Source organism: Paraburkholderia sp. MM5384-R2 (genome assembly GCF_014201025.1).
In the GTDB taxonomy this organism is placed as follows: domain Bacteria; phylum Pseudomonadota; class Gammaproteobacteria; order Burkholderiales; family Burkholderiaceae; genus Paraburkholderia; species Paraburkholderia tuberum.
Genome location: NZ_JACHDI010000001.1, coordinates 220,725 through 240,119 on the forward strand (window position 1 = coordinate 220,725; position 19,395 = coordinate 240,119).

The 19,395-nt window shown below is 65.0% G+C and carries 16 protein-coding genes; 6 read left to right on the plus strand and 10 right to left on the minus strand.

Annotated elements, in window-relative coordinates; genetic code table 11:
• Positions 1-17 precede the first annotated feature (17 nt).
• Positions 18-1,031 (plus strand): hypothetical protein, encoded by a 1,014-nt coding sequence (locus HDG37_RS01125; RefSeq protein ID WP_184043648.1) that lies wholly within the window; start codon positions 18-20, stop codon positions 1,029-1,031.
• 206 nt (positions 1,032-1,237) lie between these two features.
• On the plus strand, positions 1,238-2,308 hold the full coding sequence (locus tag HDG37_RS01130; RefSeq protein WP_184043650.1) for a DNA-binding protein: 1,071 nt from the start codon (positions 1,238-1,240) through the stop codon (positions 2,306-2,308).
• 124 nt (positions 2,309-2,432) lie between these two features.
• On the opposite strand, the gene HDG37_RS01135 is transcribed toward HDG37_RS01130, so the two are convergent.
• Entirely contained in the window at positions 2,433-2,840 is a 408-nt protein-coding gene (locus HDG37_RS01135; RefSeq protein ID WP_184043652.1) for a hypothetical protein, read from the minus strand.
• Positions 2,841-3,136: 296 nt separating this feature from the next.
• Between HDG37_RS01135 and HDG37_RS01140 the strand changes: the two genes are divergently transcribed.
• Positions 3,137-4,489: an MFS transporter gene (locus HDG37_RS01140; protein ID WP_184043654.1), complete on the plus strand. Its 1,353-nt coding sequence runs from the start codon at positions 3,137-3,139 to the stop codon at positions 4,487-4,489.
• 54 nt (positions 4,490-4,543) lie between these two features.
• Here HDG37_RS01140 and HDG37_RS01145 read toward each other — a convergent pair whose 3' ends face one another.
• The gene (locus HDG37_RS01145) at positions 4,544-7,078 is read right to left on the minus strand and encodes a transglycosylase domain-containing protein (protein WP_184043656.1); all 2,535 of its coding nucleotides are present in this window, start codon (positions 7,076-7,078) and stop codon (positions 4,544-4,546) included.
• Between the two features lie 134 nt (positions 7,079-7,212).
• Here HDG37_RS01145 and fabV point away from each other — a divergent pair, with 134 nt between their 5' ends.
• Positions 7,213-8,409, plus strand: a complete 1,197-nt coding sequence (gene fabV / locus HDG37_RS01150; RefSeq protein WP_184043658.1) for an enoyl-ACP reductase FabV — start codon at positions 7,213-7,215, stop codon at positions 8,407-8,409.
• A gap of 83 nt (positions 8,410-8,492) precedes the next feature.
• Here fabV and HDG37_RS01155 read toward each other — a convergent pair whose 3' ends face one another.
• The 3 genes from HDG37_RS01155 to HDG37_RS01165 form a co-directional block, all read right to left on the minus strand.
• Positions 8,493-8,837, minus strand: a complete 345-nt coding sequence (locus tag HDG37_RS01155; protein ID WP_184043660.1) for a hypothetical protein — start codon at positions 8,835-8,837, stop codon at positions 8,493-8,495.
• 156 nt (positions 8,838-8,993) lie between these two features.
• Positions 8,994-9,617, minus strand: a complete 624-nt coding sequence (locus HDG37_RS01160) for a glutathione S-transferase family protein (protein ID WP_184043662.1) — start codon at positions 9,615-9,617, stop codon at positions 8,994-8,996.
• Between the two features lie 84 nt (positions 9,618-9,701).
• A complete protein-coding gene (locus HDG37_RS01165) occupies positions 9,702-10,601 on the minus strand; it encodes a LysR family transcriptional regulator (protein ID WP_184043663.1) in 900 nt (299 codons plus the stop codon).
• A 94-nt stretch (positions 10,602-10,695) separates the two neighbouring features.
• On the opposite strand from HDG37_RS01165, the gene tam reads away from it, so the two are divergent.
• Positions 10,696-11,493 (plus strand): trans-aconitate 2-methyltransferase, encoded by a 798-nt coding sequence (gene tam, locus HDG37_RS01170; protein WP_184043665.1) that lies wholly within the window; start codon positions 10,696-10,698, stop codon positions 11,491-11,493.
• Positions 11,494-11,754: 261 nt separating this feature from the next.
• Complete coding sequence (locus HDG37_RS01175; RefSeq protein ID WP_026225375.1) at positions 11,755-12,120, plus strand: hypothetical protein; 366 nt, start codon at positions 11,755-11,757, stop codon at positions 12,118-12,120.
• Between the two features lie 203 nt (positions 12,121-12,323).
• On the opposite strand, the gene HDG37_RS01180 is transcribed toward HDG37_RS01175, so the two are convergent.
• The 5 genes from HDG37_RS01180 to nirD all read right to left on the minus strand — a co-directional run bounded on the left by HDG37_RS01180 (position 12,324) and on the right by nirD (position 19,392).
• The gene (locus tag HDG37_RS01180) at positions 12,324-12,689 is read right to left on the minus strand and encodes a helix-turn-helix transcriptional regulator (RefSeq protein WP_184043667.1); all 366 of its coding nucleotides are present in this window, start codon (positions 12,687-12,689) and stop codon (positions 12,324-12,326) included.
• Complete coding sequence (locus HDG37_RS01185; protein ID WP_184043669.1) at positions 12,673-13,134, minus strand: SRPBCC family protein; 462 nt, start codon at positions 13,132-13,134, stop codon at positions 12,673-12,675. The genes HDG37_RS01180 and HDG37_RS01185 overlap by 17 nt, the downstream gene beginning before the upstream one ends.
• Positions 13,135-13,252: 118 nt before the next feature.
• Positions 13,253-14,620: an MFS transporter gene (locus tag HDG37_RS01190; protein ID WP_184043671.1), complete on the minus strand. Its 1,368-nt coding sequence runs from the start codon at positions 14,618-14,620 to the stop codon at positions 13,253-13,255.
• Positions 14,621-14,791: 171 nt separating this feature from the next.
• Positions 14,792-18,976, minus strand: coding sequence for a bifunctional nitrate reductase/sulfite reductase flavoprotein subunit alpha (locus HDG37_RS01195; RefSeq protein WP_184043673.1), 4,185 nt, complete (start codon positions 18,974-18,976; stop codon positions 14,792-14,794).
• A gap of 50 nt (positions 18,977-19,026) precedes the next feature.
• A complete protein-coding gene (nirD, locus tag HDG37_RS01200; protein WP_184043675.1) occupies positions 19,027-19,392 on the minus strand; it encodes a nitrite reductase small subunit NirD in 366 nt (121 codons plus the stop codon).
• Between the last annotated feature and the right edge of the window lie 3 nt (positions 19,393-19,395).

Genomic DNA, 19,395 nt, shown 5'->3' on the forward strand with positions numbered 1-19,395 from the left:
CGATTGGGAGTCGGGAGATGCGAATATTCGGCAGTAATTTGTTGCCTTGGCGGGGGCGCGCGGCTTCCGATGAAGCCAGGCGGACCCGCGAAGCAGTTGCTCGTGTGCTTGCGATGAATCCGGGCTTGAGGTATGCGCCTCACTGCGAAGAGCGGCTCAGCCGCGCGCTGATGACATCACTGGAGTACACGGACAAACTCGTCGCTTCTTTGCCGCCGGCGTGTGCTGCCGATGCCCACGCATGGTCATCCGATCCAGCGATTCGGGCCTTCTTTGCGACGCCCGACGATCTTGCGCGAGCGTTTAGCCGCTCAGAAGCAATGCGCGACTATTTTGAAAGACAGGCCGATACGACGGAAGGCTATGCCGTTCTCGGGATGGCGATGACCGAGCGGCACGTGTTGGGCGTCGCGCAGGAAGGGGGCTCGATCCGTCACGACGTTCCCCAAACCACACTGTGCTTCGGTGACCACCGGGTCAGAATCAGCAGCGACTCCGAAGCGTCGTTACGCGCAGAGATCGGACGCCGGATGGTCGACCAACTGGCGCTGGAGGGTGTGGCGAGTCTTGCTACCAATCGGCGCAAGCTGGTGAAACACTCGCGTGAGTTGCTCGAGAAGCGAGTCGCCCTGCTGGAACGGCAAGGCACGGGTATGCGGGCCGTCCTTGGCGTGCCACCCGTTACCGAAACAGACGGGTTGGCTCGTATTCAAGCCGAGATGAAAGAAAATGCGCAAGCACTTGCCAAGCTCAGGGTGCCCGGGAAGCAAGGCGAACGGGAATTGGACGGCGTATGTGATGTGCTTTCGAAACCGTCCGAACATATCTACGTCAAGAGCAGAAGCATCCGCGTCGACATGATGAATGTCGTGCAGCCCGAAGGCAGTCAGGCGGGGCGGCTAGTCGAGTTTCATTTTGCCTGTATTCCGGGCAATCCCGCTATAACCCGGGCATTCGTGCTAGCGCGTTTCCCGCGTTGCGAATTGCTGCGTGGCGGACTCCACATCGATGCCGCGATGCAGGCTATCTGAAATGCGCTCAGCGGTACCACGGGTGGTCTCCGCGAAGTAGCCGCGGAAATACCCGCCTTCGAACCCGGAGATTGAATAATCCGGATGCCAATACTGAACACGACATTATAGTACTAATGTCGTGTTCAGTATTGAATTGTGTAGGATATGATGCGTTTTACGTTGTATTATCAACACATCCATATTCCCCCAAAGCCGCTTCCACCATGACCCTCGAAGCCGACATCGAAGTCGTCCGTCAAAACGCGTCCGACACGCAGACGCTTTATCGCGAGGTCTGCGCGTTGCTGTTTTTCCGTTACGGCGAAACACCGACCGCGAACCGCCTGTACCAGCTGGTGCGCAAAGGCAGCATGAGCGCGCCGGCCAAAGCGTTGCGCGATTTCTGGACCGACGTGCGCGACAAGACGCGTGTGGACGTCGGCCGTCCGGACTTGCCGCCCGAGGTCGCAGCGGCTGCCGGCGAATTGGCGGCCCAGCTGTGGCGTCTGTCGAGCGACGCCGCGAACGCCGCGCTCGACGTGTTCAGGCAGGACGCGGACGCGCAAATCGCCGCCGCGCAAGAACAGGCCAGGCAACAGGACAAGCAGCGTCAAGACGCCGTCGAGAAAGCCGAACAGGCGGCCAACGATGTCGCGACCCTGCGCGCGCGGATTGCCGGACTCGACGCACGCATCGTCGAGCTGCAGACCGCCAACGACATGCTGACGGCGCAACTGGCGACATCGAAGGAAGAAATCGCGGCAGGAGCCGCCGCGCTCGCCGATGCCCGCCGCGATTTCGCCGACGAACTCGCGAAGCTGCGCCGCTCGCACGAGCAGAACGAGCAGCGGCTCGCCGCGGCGGAAAAGCGCGCCTTGCTCGAAATCGACGGTGAACGAGCGGCGGCGCAACGTCTGCGCAAGGAGCTCCAGGCGAGTCACGAGCGGGCGGCGACGCTCGAAGCCGAATCGCGGGCCGAGCGCGACGCGATTCGGGACGAGCTGGCCGCATCAAAGGCAGAACTGGCTGCCTCCGCTGCGCGGCATGCCGCGACCCGCGGGCAGCTTGCGGAAAAGGATGCGTTGCTGGCTGAACGGGTGGCGGCGACCGACCTGTTGCGCGAGCGTATCGACATGCTTTCGCGGCAGATCGAGACGGCGCGAATAGAAAAAACGTCCGCGCGCCCTGCCCGCCGCGCCCGCGAAACATCGCCCGTGCAGGGCCGCGCGATGGTGGGCTTCTCGGGCGCACCGTTCGTCAAACGTTCGAGCAACGCCAAACCACGCGAAGACTGAGGACTGCCGGCGTCCCGGCGGCATGTCACCACGCGAGTCGCGGTAAGTGGTTACACCTCGTGACGTTCGATAAAAAGTGATCGTCATGGGGCGGCGGCACCCGCCGCCCGCGCGCAACGCTGCGTCAGAACCGCGGATGACACTCGAAACTGACCAACGAGCCGTGCTCGGTCATCGCGCTGACGCCGCTGACCGTCTCCGTATTCACGCTGCTTTGCATACCGAGACGATCGCAGTAGTCGCGCGCCTCGTTCATCGCGAGTTCGTGCGCGCGCGCCCAGGCCATGCGTCCTCCGGTCGCGCTGGCGGCGACCGTGTAGCTGCCGGGCTTGCCGCTCGCGACCACATCCGTGCTCGACGCGCACCCGACGAGACTCGCGCACGCGAGCGCCACCGCCGCCACCGCGCGCATGCGCGTGGGCAGCGGCGCCCTCTTCCTTTGCGTGCTTTCCGCTCGAGCGACGGACGCCACTTCGCGTACCCGCACCGTTTTGCGCGCCTCAGCGAGCATGTCCGAACCCTGATTCGACATCGTGGATCACCTGCATTTTTAACTGATTAGTCAGGCAGCAATTATCCGGAATCGTTCGCCCAAGATCAGCCGATACAACCGAAAACACTGTTGCGCGGGTCCTAACAATGGACGCGAGCGCCACGCCGCGACGGCGTCGGCAATGAGCGGACCACATGGTTCACAAAAGACCTTCCGGAATCCCTTTTGAGCGTCTAGTCTGTAACGATCCCTGTTCGACGGACAGGCATTTCGAACCGCAGACGGACCCCACCACATAGCGGCATACACCGGTCGCCGAACCGGAGGAGACATATATGGATCTCGAGGCACGTACCCTTCAGCGCGTCACGGTTCGGCTCGTGCCGTTCCTGATCCTGTGCTATTTCATCGCCTATCTCGATCGCGTCAACGTCGGCTTCGCGGCCTTGCAGATGAACAAGGCGCTCGATCTGTCCGCGAGCGCGTTCGGCTTCGGCGCGGGTGTGTTCTTTATCGCGTACTTCTTTTTCGAAGTGCCGTCGAACCTGCTGCTCGAACGATTCGGCGCGCGCCGCTGGATCGCGCGGATCATGTTTACGTGGGGTATTCTCGCGGGCGCGATGGCATTCATCCCGGACATCGCGCGCTTCACCGGGCTCTCGCCCGCGCACGTGTTTTTCGGCCTGCGCATTCTGCTTGGCGTCGCCGAGGCCGGTTTTTTCCCGGGCATCATCTTTCTGCTGACCTTGTGGTTTCCGGCCGCGTATCGCGGGCGCGTGGTCGGCTATTTCATGGCGGCGATTCCGCTGTCGACGGTGATCGGCGGCCCGATCTCCGGCGCGCTGCTGTCGCTCGACGGCCGCGGCGGACTCGGCGGCTGGCAGTGGCTGTATCTGATCGAGGCGCTGCCCGCGGTATTGCTGTCGGTCGCGGTGCTGCTCTATCTGACCGACAAGCCCGTCGACGCCACCTGGCTCAGCGCCGAGGAGCGCGACTGGCTGATCGCGCGGCAGAAGCAGGAGCGTGAGCATCGCGAGGCGGTGCGCCACTTCAGCGTGAAGGAGGCGCTGATCCATCCGCGCGTGCTCGCCATCGCGCTGATCTATTTCGGGGCGAACGCGACCAACTACGGCCTGAGCTTCTTCCTGCCGCAGATCGTGAAGTCGTTCGGCCTCACTAATCTGCAGACGGGTTTCGTGACGTCGCTGCCGTACGTGGTCGGCCTCGTTAGCATGATTTTGTGGGGACGGCATTCGGATCGCCATCTCGAACGCCGCTGGCACGTCGCGATTGCGCTGTTCGTCGCGGCGGCCGGCATCGCAGCCGCGGCCGGCCTCGACAATCCGGTGCAGAAGATGATCGCGCTATCGATTGCCGGCTTCGGCATCTTCGGTTGCCTGCCGGTGATCTGGACCTTGCCGGCCGCGTTCCTGTCGGGCGCGGCGGCCGCGGGCGGCATCGCCGCGATCAACTCACTGGGCAACCTGGCGGGTTTCTTCGGGCCGTTCGCGATGGGCTGGATCAAGGACAGTACGGGCGGCTTCGGCGCCGGGCTGCTATGCCTGTCGGGTGCGGGACTCATCGGCATGGCGGCGGTGTTGCTGCTGCATCACGACACGTCGCTCGAGACGACGCATGGCAATCCGCATGCGCGACCGCGGGGTGAAGCGGGGGTCGCGAGGTCTTAGCGCTAGTCCCACGCGCCGTTCAATACGCACCCGGGCAGCCTGCCCGGGTCGCCTTCAATTCGCCCCGCTGCCGTTATTCGACCCTTCTGTGCCCTGACCGCCCGCATCGGGCGGCACGATGTCGTCCGGCGTCGGGGTTGGCGCGAGCGCTGCCGCACCGCCGCCGTGCGCTTCACCGTCGACGGTATTACCCGGCGCCGGCGCGGGAGCCGACCCCGGCGCCGGCAGCAACGGGGGCAACGCGCGCGCTTCGCCCTGCACCGCGGACGCGCCCGCTGCCTCTGACGCCGCCGCCGGTGCCGGTGCCGGTGCCGCCACGGCAGACGTCGGCGGCTGCACCGGCGCCACCGGCGCGCGCCGCGCCGGAGCACGCGCCACGATCTGCTTGTCCGGCTGAGCCGGCGTGCGCGTGAACAGGTGCCCGATCCAGTCGCGCAAGCGTTCGGCGCGCTCGGCGAACCAGCCCGGCTGCTGCGCGGTATCGAACTTCATGTGGCTGTCGACGAGCCGCGAGCGCTGCGCGCGCTGGAAGAAATCGCCGACGATCGGCAGCGCGCTATGCGCACCCTGCCCCCAGTAATCGCTGCGCAGCGTCACGCGGCTGTCGTTGAAGCCGACCCACGCCCCCGCCACCAGTTGCGGCTGCATCAGGATGAACCAGCCATCCGCGTTGCCCTGGGTCGTGCCGGTCTTGCCCGCGACATCGCCGCGCACGCCGAAGCGCGTGCGGATGCTCGCGCCGGTGCCGCGGCTGATCACGTCGCGCATCACGTCGACGAGCGTGCGCGCCGCGTCGGCGGGCAGCTCGCGACTCGGCGTGGCCGGCTTGAATTCGGCGAGCAGGTTGCCGTTGCGGTCCTCGATGCGCGTGACCATCAGCGGCTCGACGTAGCCGCCGAGATTCGCGATCGTGCCGTACGCCGACACCATTTCCTTAAGCGTGACCGGGCTCGTGCCGAGCGCGAGCGACGGCACCGGGTCGAGCTGGCTGTCGCGCACACCCATCGCGCGCGCGAGCTTTGCGACCCTGTTCGGACCCACCGACTCCATCACCTGCGCGGTGATGCGGTTGCGCGAATAGGCGAGCGCGTCGCGCAGGCTGATCATGCGGCCGCTCGGCTCGTCCTCGTCGTTCGGCTTCCAGATTTCGCCGCCGGCGAGTTGGATCTGAACCGGATTGTCCGGCAGTTTGTCGTCCGGCTTCGCGCCGGCCTCGAAGGCCGCCGCGTAGACGAACGGCTTGAAGGTCGAGCCCGGCTGACGGCGCGCCTGCTGCACGTGATCGAACGGATCGACGCCAAAGTCGCGGCTGCCGACCCACGCCTTGATCTCGCCGGTACGCGGGTCCATTGCGAGGAAGTCGGCCTGCACGCGCGTCTTCGTGTCGCACACGCTCTGCACGAGCTTGCGATCGGCGAGCAGGCGTTTCAGCGCCTCGTCGTCGGCGAGGCCCGTGTCTTTGGCCGCGCGGAAGTCAGGCGTTTCGCGCAGGAACGTGCGCAGTAGGTCCTTGTCCGCCGAGCAGCCCGCGCGCGTGCCCCACGCGGAGTTCGCGATGTTCTGCAACTGGTTGCCCTGCAGCGTGACCGCCTGGGTCGCCATCGTCTGCAGACGCGAGTCGATCGTCGTGCGCACGACGAGTCCATCGGAATAGATGTTGTAGTCGTTGCGATCGGCCCACGCGACGAGCCATTTGCGCAGTTGCTGCGTGAAGTGCGGCGCGGGTCCGGGCGGCTCGATCTGGCGCTCGAAGTCGAGACGCAGCGGCTTGCGGGCGAGCGTGTCGTACTGGGCGGGTGTCAGCTTGCCGTACTTGACCAGTTGCGCGAGCACCGTATTGCGCCGCTGCAAGGCGCGCTCGGGGTTCAGCACCGGGTTGTAGTACGCGTTGCCCTTCAGCATGCCGGTCAGCGTCGCCGCTTCGAGCACGTTCAGGTCGGATGCGGACTTGTCGAAATAGGTGCGCGCAGCCATCTCGATGCCGTACGCGTTGTACAGGAACGGGACCGTATTCAGGTAGGTTTCGAGGATCTCGTCCTTCGTGTAGAACGCCTCGATCTTCAGTGCGGTGATCGCTTCCTTCAGCTTGCGCGTCAACGTCGGCGCGCGGCCGATTTCGTCGGGATACAGATTGCGCGCGAGCTGCTGCGTGATCGTCGAGCCGCCCTGGCGGTCGCCGGAGAACGTGTGCAGCGCGGCCGAAGCGGTGCGCCGCCAGTCGATCCCGAAATGCTGATAGAAGCGGTGATCCTCGGTGGCGATCAGCGCGTTCACGACGTTCGGCGAGATGTCCTTCAGCTTGACCCACTCGCGGTTCGACGGCTTGAACTCGGCGAGCAGCTTGCCGTCCGCCGACAGGATCTGCGCAGGCTGCTCGATCTTGGCCTTGCGGATGTCGCCGATGCTCGGCGTGAACGGAATCAGCAGCAGCACGTACAGTACGAATAGCACCGGCAGCGCGGCGAGCCCCCACGCGAACGTGCGACGGGTCGGATGGCGCAGATGCCATGCGGCCTTCGCGCACAGCGGGTTCGCGAGCGTCAGCCCTTTGTCGAGGGCCGCCAGAAAGGAGGAAAAGAGGCGCTTCACTTGCTGTCGTCGGCTGGGAAAGGCGCAATCGTACCAAGATGTGGGGGGTGCGCCGGTTTTTGCCTCGTTCGCGGCATGGAGTGCGGCTCCGGCGGGGCCACTATAATGTCGCCAATTCCGACAAGAGGTGCTTCATGATCATCAAACCGCGTGTGCGTGGCTTCATCTGTGTATCGACCCATCCGACCGGCTGCGAAGCCAACGTCAAGGAACAGATCGAGTATGTGAAGGCACGCGGCCCCATCGCCAACGGCCCGAAGAAGGTGCTCGTGATCGGCGCGTCGACCGGCTATGGCCTCGCCGCCCGCATTAGCGCAGCGTTCGGCTCGGGCGCGTCGACCCTCGGCGTGTTCTTCGAGCGCGCCGGCAGCGAGACCAAAGCTGGCACCGCCGGCTGGTACAACACCGCGGCGTTCGAGAAGTTCGCCACCGCCGAAGGCCTGTACGCGACCAGCATCAACGGCGACGCGTTCTCCGACGAAGTGAAGGCGCGCACGATCGAAGTGATCAAGCGCGATCTCGGCCAGGTCGATCTGGTCGTGTATAGCCTCGCGGCGCCGAAGCGCCAGCACCCAAAGACCGGTGAAGTGTTCAGCTCGGTGCTCAAGCCGATCGGCAAGGCTGTCAATCTGCGCGGCATCGACACCGACAAGGAAGTGATCAAGGAAACCGTCCTCGAACCGGCGACGCCGGAAGAAATCGCGCACACGGTCGCGGTGATGGGCGGCGAGGACTGGCAGATGTGGATGGACGCGTTGGGCGAAGCCGGCGTGCTCGCCGACGGCGCCAGGACCACCGCGTTCACCTACCTCGGCGAGAAGATCACCCACGACATCTACTGGAACGGCTCGATCGGCGCGGCCAAGAAAGATCTCGACCAGAAAGTGCTCGGCATCCGCTCAAAGCTCGCGGCCAAGGGCGGCGATGCGCGCGTCGCGGTGCTGAAGGCAGTCGTCACGCAGGCAAGCTCGGCGATTCCGATGATGCCGCTCTATCTGTCGCTGCTCTTCAAGGTGATGAAGGAAAAAGGCACGCACGAAGGCTGTATCGAGCAGGTCTACGGCCTGTACAAGGACAGCCTCTATGGCAGCCAGCCGCATCTGGACGACGAAGGCCGTCTGCGCGCCGACTACAAGGAACTCGATCCGCAGGTGCAAGGCCGCGTGCAGGAGCTGTGGAACCAGGTGAGCAACGACAACATCTACGAACTCACCGATTTTGCGGGCTACAAGACCGATTTCCTGCGCCTGTTCGGCTTTGAAATGAAGGGCGTCGATTACGACGCGGACGTCAATCCGGACGTGCAGATTCCGAATCTGGTGCAGGTTTGATCCACCGGGGGGGCGGGCCCGTTTCGCGAGTTCGCCCCTGAGGTTGCCCCTCCTCGCCTCCCTCCCCTCACTCCTTCAACACGTCAGCACGGATACGCGCCCTGCAACGCGCGCAGAATCGCGAGCCCGATTGGAAAATCCTCGGAAATGCCCGGATGGTTCGCGAAGAACGCGTCGAGCAACGGATAGACCGTCTGGTTGCCGATCGCGAGCGTTGGTGGCGGACAGAACAGCTGCGGCTGTTTCCTCGCGACCAGATCGCCATTCGCCCAGCCGAGCGCGTTGATCGTGCCGGTGATGTACGCCGCATAGATCGAGTTGTTGTCGGCGTGTGCCCAGCGCTTGTATTGCGCGGCCGTCATCTCGGCGCTCGCGTTCAGAGTGAAGCACGCCGCCAGCAAAGCCAGCGCGAATTTCGTTACCCGCATCGTTGAACCTTCAATGTCGCTAGATGGCCGCCATTGTAGGCGACGCGGGGTGCACCGCGCAGAAGCCGCCGAGCGCGGGAATTCACAAGCAGAGCGTAAGCATTGAAGGCGGATTCTGTAAGCACCGACAGATTGCAGACGCGCGCGAATCAACGATTACGGCGTGCCGTTTCGGCAATGCTTGCGATACCCGTCGCGCCCGGCCAGGCGCGCCATATAAGCGGCCAGCGCCGGCAAATCGTCGTGCTGCTGCGGCGTTTCGAGCCAGCGGTTCGCGGACAGCGCGATCGGAATATCGGCGAGCGAAAACGCGTCGCCCGCGATATACGCACCGGTGCGCGCGAGTTGCTGCTCGACGATCGCCATATGCTTGGACCAGTTCGCGCACGACGCGGCGATCTGGCGCGGGTCCTGATGCTCGGGCGAGTGCCGCACGAGCGCGAGAAACGCGTAGCTCCACGAGCGGTTCAATTCGCTCGCCTGCCAGTCGATCCATTGATCACAGCGCGCGCGCTCGACCGGATCGGCCGGATACAGCCCGTCACCGCGATAACGGTTCGCGAGGTAACGGATGATCGAGTTCGATTCCCACAACACGAAGTCGCCGTCGCGGATCACGGGGACCATCTCGTTCGGGTTCAGCGCGCGGAATTCGGCGACCTCGGTCGAGCGAAAGCCCGAGCCCCAGTCTTCCTGTTCGAACGCAAGCCCAAGTTCCGCGCAGGTCCACAACACCTTGCGCACGTTGATCGAGGTGGTCTTGCCGAGTATCTGCAGCATGAGTCGTTGGGTACCGCGTGGATTGAACGGGTTGAAGGAATGAAACTCGGAAGCCAGCCAGTTTGCCTTGCGCTCGGCGCGCCGTCATCCGGTTTTCAGCGTCGCCTGTTCGCGGATCATGTCGTACAGCGCCTGCGCGGCCGGTGACAACTGCGCGGTCTTGCGCGCGACGAGCACCAGCGTGCGCGACACGGTGGGCTGCGTGAGCTCGACGGTGCGCACGCTCGGATACGCGCCGTTCTGCAGCGCGAGCGCGGGCACCACGGCCGCGCCGACGCGTTGCGCGACGAGTCCGACGGCGGTCGAACTGCGCTGCACCTCGTAGAACGAACGCAGCGCGAGCTCGCTCGATTCCAGCGCGACGTCGAGCAGCGCGCGATTACCGCTGACCTCGCCGGCGAAAATCAGCGGGAACGGCTGCAACTGCCGCCATGCGATGCGCCGCCGCTTCGCGAGCGGATGGTCCTCGTGGCAGATCAGCACGTAGCGGTCTTCGGTGAGCGGCACGGTGGCGAGATCGGGATGATGCTCGCGCGCGATGTTGATGCCGAACTCGGCCTCTCTGCGCAACACGGCCTCCTCCACCGCTGACGACGCGTGATCGAGAATCTTGATGCGATTGTGCGGATAGCGCGCCGAATACGCCTGCAGGATGCGCGGCAGATACTGCACGCCGACGGTCGGCACGCACGCGATCGACACGTCGCCGCGTCGCGCGATGCCCGTTTCGCGGATCTCGACGAGCGCGTCCGCCAGCTCGCCGAGCAGCCGACGCGCCTGCGGCAGAAAATTGCGACCGATTTCGGTGAGCGCCATCGAACGCGTGGTGCGCTCGATCAGCGTGACGCCGAGATAGCTTTCGAGCTTGCGCAGCCGCTGCGTGATCGCGGTTTGCGTCACGTGCAGCGAATCCGCCGCGCTCTGGAAGCTGCCGCGATCGGCAATCGCGACGAAAGCCTGCACGCCGAGCGTGTCGATTTTCATTAGAAAAATGAAGTAATCGGGATCATAAATTCATTTTACTCTGGGCTGTCAGCGGCCGAGAATGACCGCAACGAACCCCGCGAAGGAGCAAAAGATGACCGACAAAACCACCAACGAGCATAGTGATTGGCACGCGAAGCAGTACATGCTGTTCGAGAACGAGCGCACGCGGCCGGTCCGCGATCTGCTCGCGGCGGTGCCCTTGAACGGCGCGCGGCTCGCGGTCGACATCGGCTGCGGCCCGGGCAACTCGACCGAGGTGCTGGCCGAGCGGGTGCCGGGCGCGTCGGTGAGCGGCATCGACCGCTCCGCCGACATGATCGCGGCGGCGCGTCGGCGGCTGCCGCAATTGCGCTTCGACATCAGCGACGTTTCGACGTGGGACGCGCACGGCCCCTTCGATGTGATCCTCGCGAACGCGGTGCTGCAATGGGTGCCGGACCACGAGCGGCTGTTCCCCGCGCTGGTGGCCAAACTTGCCAGGGGCGGCAGCCTCGCCGTGCAGATGCCCGACAATCTCGACGAACCGGCGCACCGGCTGCTGCGCGAAATCGCCATCGACGGGCCTTGGGCGACGAAGCTGAAGGGTGTCGAGCGCACCATGCGCTACGACGCAAACTGGTACTACGCGCTGCTCAAGCCGCTGTGCGCGCGCGTCGACGTGTGGCGCACGGTCTATCACCACCCGCTCGCGGGCGCCGACGCGGTGGTCGAATGGTTCAAGGGCAGCGCGCTGCGGCCGTTTCTCGCCGCGCTCGACGACGCCGAACGCGGCGCGTTTGTGCAACGCTATCGCGACGAAATCGTCAGAGCCTACCCGGCGCTCGCCGATGGCACGGTGCTGCTGCCGTTTCCGCGGTTTTTCATCGTCGCGACGCGCGGCGAACGTTGAAGCCGCGCCGGGAACCGCTGCGAGCCGGTAAATGCCGGCGCTTCGGCTGCGGCGGGTCGTCCCGGGGCAATCGGATCGCCGGCGCACCACGCTGACGCACCGCCCGAAAACCCCACCTGTGGCGGCACCGCACGCTAAGGGTGGTCAGGAATTGCCGCCCGGGAATTCCGCATGCTAATGTTTGTAAAAAGCGTGTGTAAAAAGCGGAGGACGGCGCCCGCCGGCCTCACCGGGAAGCCATTTACTGCAGCGAGCGTCGCCATGAGTGATGTACGCCAACATCTGAGTCCCCGTGACCGCCTGGAGCTGTTGTGCTGGCTCACATGCGGCAGCCTCGGCGCTTATTATCTGAACGAAGACTGGCCCGACGCGGCGTTTCACGTGCAGTCCGCGCACAAGTGGCTCGACCGCCGCGCGCGCGAAGCCGACTGGCTGTGCGTCGCGAAGCTGTCGGCCACCGCGGTCGAAATCGCGCGGCGCCACGCGCGCTTCGTCGATGCCGACTGGGCGCGCGACGCGGTTGAAGAAATTCTCGATACCGACGAACTCGACCCGCAAGCCCGGCTCGTCCGGCAGGTTCTGGCCGACTGCCAGAACGCGCTGGCCGACAAGCGGATCGCCGATTAGTCGCGGGCTCGTTTTTCTTCCTTTTTTACAGCGGATTGGGGGCCAATTTTTTGGCCCCTTTTTGCGTTGTTCCGCACTTCCGTGCACGATGTGCCGCTCGCAGTCGGTAAAAAATGCGGCGCCCGCCGTCGCGTACAGCCTACCGGCAGGCGGCCAATCCGCGTGCCGGCTCGGTTCGTGCAATCACCACGGACGCCCGCCCTTCATTCTTCGACCATCGTCTTCAGCTTCAGCAGCGCTTGATCCCACTGCCGCGAAATCGCGTCGAGCGCGCGGCGTGCCGCGTCGAGATGCGCGGGCTCGAACGCCCACAGGCGCTCGCGTCCGACCTTCACGTCGTGCACGAGGCCCGCGTCGGCCAGCACCTGCAGATGCTGCGTGACCGACTGCCGCGTGATGTCGGTGCCGGCCGTCAGTTGCGCGATCGACATCGCACTGCCCGCGCACAACGCCGCGACAAGCCGCAGACGCGTCTCGTCACCGAGCGCCGCGAACACCGCCGCCGAACTGCGCAGTGTCGCCGCCTTGAGGCCCGCCTTCGCGGGGGCCGCCCTAGCTCGCGCCGACATATCGCTCGACGTTGACCATCTGCTGCTCCCAGCCGCCGTCGTTCAGCCGGAACGCTTGCGCGCGGCGCCCGACCGGCAACTGGTCGAAGCCCGATTCGACGACGCGCAGCAGCGTGCCCGACTCGACGTCGCTCAGATCGAATTCCACGAGCGTGGTCGGCTCAGCCGTGTAGTCGATCGTGATGTCGATCGCGGCCGGATGCCAGCGCCACGACAGATGATGCTCGGGCTCGACACGCTCGACCAGCACGTTCATCAGCAGATGCTCATAGCCTGGATAAGTGATGTGCCCCTGCGTGGATTGCCCCGCGACGAACCGCTTGCCGGTGAGATTCACGCCGAACCATTTGCCGAATTCCTCGGCGTTGGACAGCGCACGCCAGACGCGCGAGCGCGGCGCCTTCAACAGAACCTGCTTTTCGATGCGATCGGTCGATGAGTTCATATGCAGCCTCCTGACTGCATATTAGAAGCACCGCCTCCGATATGCAAGCATTCGACTGCGCTTTGTTCAGAGCGTGATGCGTGCGGCGCCGGCACGACCGGACGCCGCGCGCCGCGCCTTACTCCGTCGCATGCGCGTGCATGACGCCGGTTTGCATCGACCACGCCATCCACGGCCGGCGCAGCGCGACGATCGCAAGGAACGCGCAAGCCGACAGTGTGCCGAACGTCGCGAAGCCCATTTGATAGCTGCCGGTGCTTTCCTTCGCGATGCCCATCACGACCGGCAGATAGAAGCCGCCGATGCCGCCCGCCGCGCCGACGATGCCGGACATCAGCCCGGTGCGGCCGGCCCAGCGATGCGGCACGAGCTGGAACGTCGCGCCATTGCCGAGCCCGAACGCGACATAGAGGCACAGCAGCAACGCAATGCCGCCCGCGAGCGACGGCATCGCCGCCGCGAACAGGAAATCGCAAACCGCGATGATCGCCAGCAGCACGGTTAGCGCGCGCACGCCCGACACGCGGTCGGCAATCAGACCGCCGAGCGGGCGCACCATCGCGCCGGTCGCGGCGAGCAGCGCCATGAACAGGCCCGCGTCGATTTTCGACAGTTGATACAGGTTGGTCAGCAGCAACGACACATACGAGGACATGCCGACGAAACCGCCGAATGTGATGCTATAGACGAGCATGATGACCCACGTATCGCGCTCGGCGAGCACCGAGCGGTAGCGTTGCGGCAGCACCGCGATCGCCAGCAGCGCACCGATCACCGGCAGCAGCAGCACGCCGGTCTTGCCCGCGCCGAATAGCCCCGCTTCGACGAGCAGCACGAGCGCGATCAGGCCGACCAGCGTCGTCGCGAAACTGGCGAAGGCGCGCAGCACGCTGCCGGTTTTGACGCCCGCGTCGTTGGCCCAGAAGTACAGCGTGATCGCGGCGATCGCGAGCAGCGGCAAGGCTCCGCCCGCGGCGAGTTGCCAACCGTAGCGCGTCGCCAGTTGCGGGAACAGAAAGCCGTCGAGCACGGCGCCGATGTTGCCGGCCGCGGCCAGCCCCAAGACGAGGCCCTGCACTTTCGGCGGATAGTTACTGCCGGCCATCGGCAGCGCGACCGCGAAGCTGGCGCCGCCGACGCCAAGGAACACGCCGAGCACCAGCAGCGTTTCGTACGACGGCACCGATTGCAGCAACGGCAGCACGATCGTCGGCACCGCCGACAGCAGCACGCCCATCAACGCAATGCGTTTGCCGTGCGCGGACTGATACAGATTGCCGAGCGTCACGCGCAGAATCGCCGCGGACAACACCGGCACCGCGACGAGCAGACCCTGCTGCGCGGGCGTCATCGCAATGCTCTTGCTGATGAACGGCGCGAGCGGCCCATACAGCACCCAGACGGTGAAGCCCGTGTCGAAATACAGAAAGCAGGCGACGAGTGCGCGCCAATCACCGCTTCGCAGGGAATGCATCACGTTTTTCATCAGAGATCCTCAGTAAATAAAATTCCGGGGTAGTCCAGTTGCTGCGTTACTTCTGTTTTTCGCCGGCATGTCGCCCGGAGTTTTCACTCGGACTCGACATGCAAGCGTCATGCCATCGTGTTGTCTGTTGCGAGGCCTTTTTAAAGGCATCTTCCGAAACGCATCGGCGGCTCAATACACATCGCGTGCATAACGCTTTTCGCGCGTCAAACGGCTCACGTATTCGAGTGCTTTCTCTTCGCTCATGCCACCGTGAGTCGTGATGACGTCCTTCAGCGCCGCATCGACATCGCGCGCCATCCGGTTCGCGTCGCCGCATACATAGAAATGCGCACCGTCTTCGAGCCATGCCCACAGTTGCGCACCGTGTTCGCGCATGCGGTCCTGCACATAGATCTTGTCGGCCTGGTCACGCGAGAACGCGACGTCGAGCCGGGTCAGCAGACCGCTCGCGCGCATCGCTTCGAGTTCGTCGCGATAGTAGAAGTCGGTCGCGGCATGCTGTTCGCCGAAGAACAACCAGTTGCGTCCGCGCTCGCCGCGTGCCTGCCGTTCGTGCAGAAAGCCGCGAAACGGCGCGATGCCGGTGCCCGGCCCGACCATGATCATCGGCGTGTCCGATTGATGAGGAGGACGAAAGTGCGCGGACTTCTGCACGAACACGGGCACGTCGCTGTCGCTTGCGCGATCCGCGAGAAACGTCGACGACACGCCCTTGCGGTGCCGCCGTCCGTTGCTGTAACGCACCGCCGATACCGTCAGATGCACTTCGCCCGGATGCGCCTTCGGGCTCGATGCGATCGAATACAGACGCGGCTGCAGACGTTTCAGCATGCCGGTCAGCTCGGCGGCCGAGAGGCTCACCGGAAACTCGTGCAATACGTCGGCGAGCTGCTGTCCCCATAGCCATTGCTTCAGATCCGCCTTGCGTTCGGGCGCGAGCAGATCGCCCAGCGCGCCGTTGCCGCTGCGCGCGGCGACGAACGCGAGCGCCTCGGCGCTCGGCCGCGCGATCTCGTAGTGCTTGCCGAGCGCATCGGCGAGCCGCATGTCGCCGATACCCGCCACGTGCACCGATGCCTCCGCGTGCAAACCGCTCAGCGTGATCAGTTCGTCGACGAGTTCGGGGCAGTTGCTCGGCCACACGCCGAGCGCATCGCCCGCTTCGTATTCGAGGTTCGTCTCGCCCGTTTGCAGCGACACGTAGCGCGTATCCTTCGCGGCGCCCTGCCGGTTCAGGCGCAGATTGCCGACGACGCGCGACGCGGCCGGCCGCGCCTTGGTCGGCACCGCGCCCACCACCGCGTTGATCATGCCGCCCGGCGGCACCGCGTACAGCGCGGCATCCGCCTGCTTGATGCAGACGATCACGCGTTCGAGCCATGCATCGGCGCTTTGCTGATATTCGATATCGCAATCGACGCGCTCGGTCAGACGCAGCGCACCCTGCGCGGCGAGCCGCTCGTCCAGACGGCGGCCGTGACCGCAGAACTGATCGTAGTTGCGATCGCCGAGCGCGAGCACCGCGAAACGCACGCCGTCGAGGCGCGGCGCCGTGGCGGCGTTCAGTTGCGTCCAGAAGTCCTGCGCGTTGTCGGGCGCATCGCCGTCGCCGAACGTGCTCGTCATCAGCAGTACGTATTGCGCCTTCGCGAGCGTCGCGAACGAATAGTCGGTCATGCACGCGGTGCGGATTTCGAAGCCCGATTCCATCAGACGGGTCGCGTAACGCTCGGTCAGCGATTCGGTGTTGCCGGTTTGCGAGGCCCACAACAGCGTGACCTTCGGCCGCACGCGCACGATGCGCACGCCCGATTCGCGTGGCTCTTCCTGTGCGAGATTCGGCCGCAATGCAGCGGTCGACGTCTGGGTTGTCGTCGCGCTGCGGCTATACAGTCCCGCAAGCAAACCATCGACATAGAGCCGCTTCACCGCATCGAACGGTGCGCTGTGCGGCAGCACCGGCACGTTGGCGAGACCTTGCGCTTCGGCCGAACGCAGGCCACTGACGAAACCCGCCAGATACCCGCGCTCCGCATCGCTGAGCGACGGCATGGGCGCGGGCTCGGGCGGCAGTTGCAGCAAAGTCGTGAGGGCTTCGATACGAGGCATGGGTTGATCCTTGGCGCTTGGCGCTAAAACCGCTGCGTCGGCGGGGGTAGAGAGCGCATCGTAGTCATTGCGAGTGCTCGCGTCGCGATCCACCGTCACCAAACTCAGCGCGACCGCGCAGGCTTTCAGTTCGGGCTGCAGAGAAACCGGATCGACCGCGTCGTTGGTTACCGCATTGATGCACAGTTCGTCGCCGAACACGTCGTTCCAGTGCATCGGCGCGAAGCACTGACCCGCGCTCACACGATCGGTGACGACGGCGGGCAGGACCGCGCGGCCGCGCCGCGAACGGATCTCGACCGCGTCCTTCGCGCGAATCCCGAGTTCGGCCGCGTCGTCCGGATGAATTTCGACGAAGGGTCCCGGGTTCAGCTTGTTCAGCATCGCGACCTTGCCGGTCTTGGTCATCGTGTGCCACTGATGCTGCAGACGGCCCGTGTTCAACACGATCGGAAACTCGCGATCGGGCAACTCGGCCGCGGGCTGATACGCACGCGCGAAAAACTTCGCCCTGCCGCTCGCGGTCGGAAAAGCAATGCGCGGGTGGCCGCCATCTTCCGACTCCCTGAGTGTCTGGCTCACGCCGTCATTCAGATAGCGAAGCGGATTGCGCTCGGACGAATCGGCCGACGCGATCGGCCACTGCAGTGGCGAGTCCTTCAAGCGGCGATGGCTCGCGCCGCGCAGGTCGTAGCCGGTCGCGGGGTTCGCCGCGCGCGTGAGTTCGGCGAACACTTCGTCGGCGCTCGCATAGCTGAACGCATCGCCAAAGCCCATTTCACACGCGATGCGCGCGATGATCTGCCAGTCGGGCAGCGCCGCGCCGGGCGGTTCGATGGCTTGCTGCATCAGCGTCAGATTGCGCTCCGAGTTGACCATCACGCCTTCGGCTTCGGCCCACAACGCGCCGGGCAGCAACACGTCGGCGTAGCGGTTCGTTTCGGTATCGAGGAACGCGTCCTGCGCGATCACGAGTTCGGCCGCGCGCAAACCGGCGATCGCGGTCTGCCGGTTCGCGACGGTCGCGACCGGATTCGTGCAGATGATCCAGCACGCCTTGATGTCGCCCGCGGCCATGCGCGCGAACATGTCGATCGTGCCGTTGCCCGCGTCTGCTTTGAGCGTGCCCGGTGCGATGCCCCACAGTGCTTCGACGAACGCGCGATCTGCGGCGACCAGCGCCGAACGCTGCCCCGGCAGACCAGGGCCCATATAGCCCATTTCGCGGCCGCCCATCGCGTTCGGTTGGCCCGTCAGCGAGAACGGTCCACTGCCGCGCCGGCAGATGCGGCCCGTCGCCAGATGCAGATTGCACAGCGCGTTGGTGTGCCACGTGCCGTGCGTGCTCTGGTTCAGGCCCATCGTCCAGCAACTCATCCAGTCTTTGGCCGACCCGATCATCTGCGCGGCGCGACGGATGTCGTCGGCGGCGAGGCCCGTGATGCGGGCGACGTTCTCCGGCGTGTACCCGGCCAGAAACGCGGGCATCGCGTCCCAGCCTTCGGTGTGTTCGGCGATAAAAGCCGCATCCGTTGCGCCGTTTTCGTGCAGCAGATACAGCAGACCGTTCAGCAGCGCGAGGTCGGTGCCGGGTTTGATCTGCAGGAACAGATCGGCTTTCCCGGCGGTCGTGTTGCGGCGCGGATCGACGACGATCAGCTTCGCGCCCGCCTTCACGCGATCCATCATGCGCAGGAACAGGATCGGGTGGCAGTCGGCCATATTCGCGCCGCTGACGAAAAACAGATCCGCGTGATCGAAGTCTTCGTACGAGCCGGGCGGGCCGTCCGCACCGAGCGACAGCTTGTAGCCGCTCGCCGCGCTCGCCATGCACAGGCGCGAATTCGCTTCGATATTGTTCGTGCCGATAAAGCCCTTCGCGAGCTTGTTGACCAGATACTGCGCTTCGAGCGACATCTGCCCCGACACGTAAAACGACAGCGCATCGGGACCATGCTCGTCGAGCACGCGCCGCAGACGCGCGGCGGTATCGCTCAACGCCTGCGCCATCGGCAGCGGCACCGGGTCTTCGTCGCGCGCACGACGCACGAACGCGCCTTCGAGACGACCCGACTTGCGCAGCGCGACGTGGGCCGACTGCCCTTTGGTGCAGAGCCGGCCAAAGTTGGCCGGATGCTCCTTGTCGCCAGCGATCTTCACGACCTGGCCGTCCTCGACGTGCAGCACCATGCCGCAGCCGACGCCGCAATACGGACACACGCTCTTTACGCTGGTAGCAGACATGCGCGAATGATCGGGTTGAAACATCAGAACGATGGACAAAGGCCGCTACCTCAAACCGCGACCCACACCTGGCCGTTTTCGACGCGCGTGGCAAATGCGCTGACCGAATACGACGGCGTTTCGAGGCATTCGCCGGTGCGCAGATCGAAGTGATGCTTATAGATCGGCGACGCGACGACGATGCGCTCGCCGAGGCTGCCGACGAGTCCCCGCGACAGCACCGCCGCGTGCGAACCCGGATCGAAGTTTTCGATCGCGTAGACCGTGGTCTCGGCCGGCGACTCGACTTCGCCGCCATCGACGTGAAACACGGCCACCTGTTCGCCATTGACCAGCGCGCAAACGCCGGTGTTCGGCACGATGTCGTCGAGTGCGCAGATCGCGGTCCAGGCGCGGGGCAAGCGTTCGTTCTTCATGAC

Excerpts from the sequence above, each read along its gene's own strand:
- HDG37_RS01185 (WP_184043669.1), bottom strand. The coding sequence starts at position 13,134 with ATGAACTCATCGACCGATCGCATCGAAAAGCAGGTTCTGTTGAAGGCG.
- HDG37_RS01155 (WP_184043660.1), bottom strand. The coding sequence starts at position 8,837 with ATGCGGGTAACGAAATTCGCGCTGGCTTTGCTGGCGGCGTGCTTCACT.
- fabV (WP_184043658.1), top strand. The coding sequence starts at position 7,213 with ATGATCATCAAACCGCGTGTGCGTGGCTTCATCTGTGTATCGACCCAT.
- nirD (WP_184043675.1), bottom strand. The coding sequence starts at position 19,392 with ATGAAGAACGAACGCTTGCCCCGCGCCTGGACCGCGATCTGCGCACTC.
- HDG37_RS01190 (WP_184043671.1), bottom strand. The coding sequence starts at position 14,620 with ATGAAAAACGTGATGCATTCCCTGCGAAGCGGTGATTGGCGCGCACTC.
- HDG37_RS01130 (WP_184043650.1), top strand. The coding sequence starts at position 1,238 with ATGACCCTCGAAGCCGACATCGAAGTCGTCCGTCAAAACGCGTCCGAC.
- HDG37_RS01180 (WP_184043667.1), bottom strand. The coding sequence starts at position 12,689 with ATGTCGGCGCGAGCTAGGGCGGCCCCCGCGAAGGCGGGCCTCAAGGCG.
- HDG37_RS01140 (WP_184043654.1), top strand. The coding sequence starts at position 3,137 with ATGGATCTCGAGGCACGTACCCTTCAGCGCGTCACGGTTCGGCTCGTG.
- HDG37_RS01195 (WP_184043673.1), bottom strand. The coding sequence starts at position 18,976 with ATGTCTGCTACCAGCGTAAAGAGCGTGTGTCCGTATTGCGGCGTCGGC.
- HDG37_RS01165 (WP_184043663.1), bottom strand. The coding sequence starts at position 10,601 with ATGAAAATCGACACGCTCGGCGTGCAGGCTTTCGTCGCGATTGCCGAT.
- HDG37_RS01160 (WP_184043662.1), bottom strand. The coding sequence starts at position 9,617 with ATGCTGCAGATACTCGGCAAGACCACCTCGATCAACGTGCGCAAGGTG.
- HDG37_RS01135 (WP_184043652.1), bottom strand. The coding sequence starts at position 2,840 with ATGTCGAATCAGGGTTCGGACATGCTCGCTGAGGCGCGCAAAACGGTG.
- tam (WP_184043665.1), top strand. The coding sequence starts at position 10,696 with ATGACCGACAAAACCACCAACGAGCATAGTGATTGGCACGCGAAGCAG.
- HDG37_RS01125 (WP_184043648.1), top strand. The coding sequence starts at position 18 with ATGCGAATATTCGGCAGTAATTTGTTGCCTTGGCGGGGGCGCGCGGCT.
- HDG37_RS01175 (WP_026225375.1), top strand. The coding sequence starts at position 11,755 with ATGAGTGATGTACGCCAACATCTGAGTCCCCGTGACCGCCTGGAGCTG.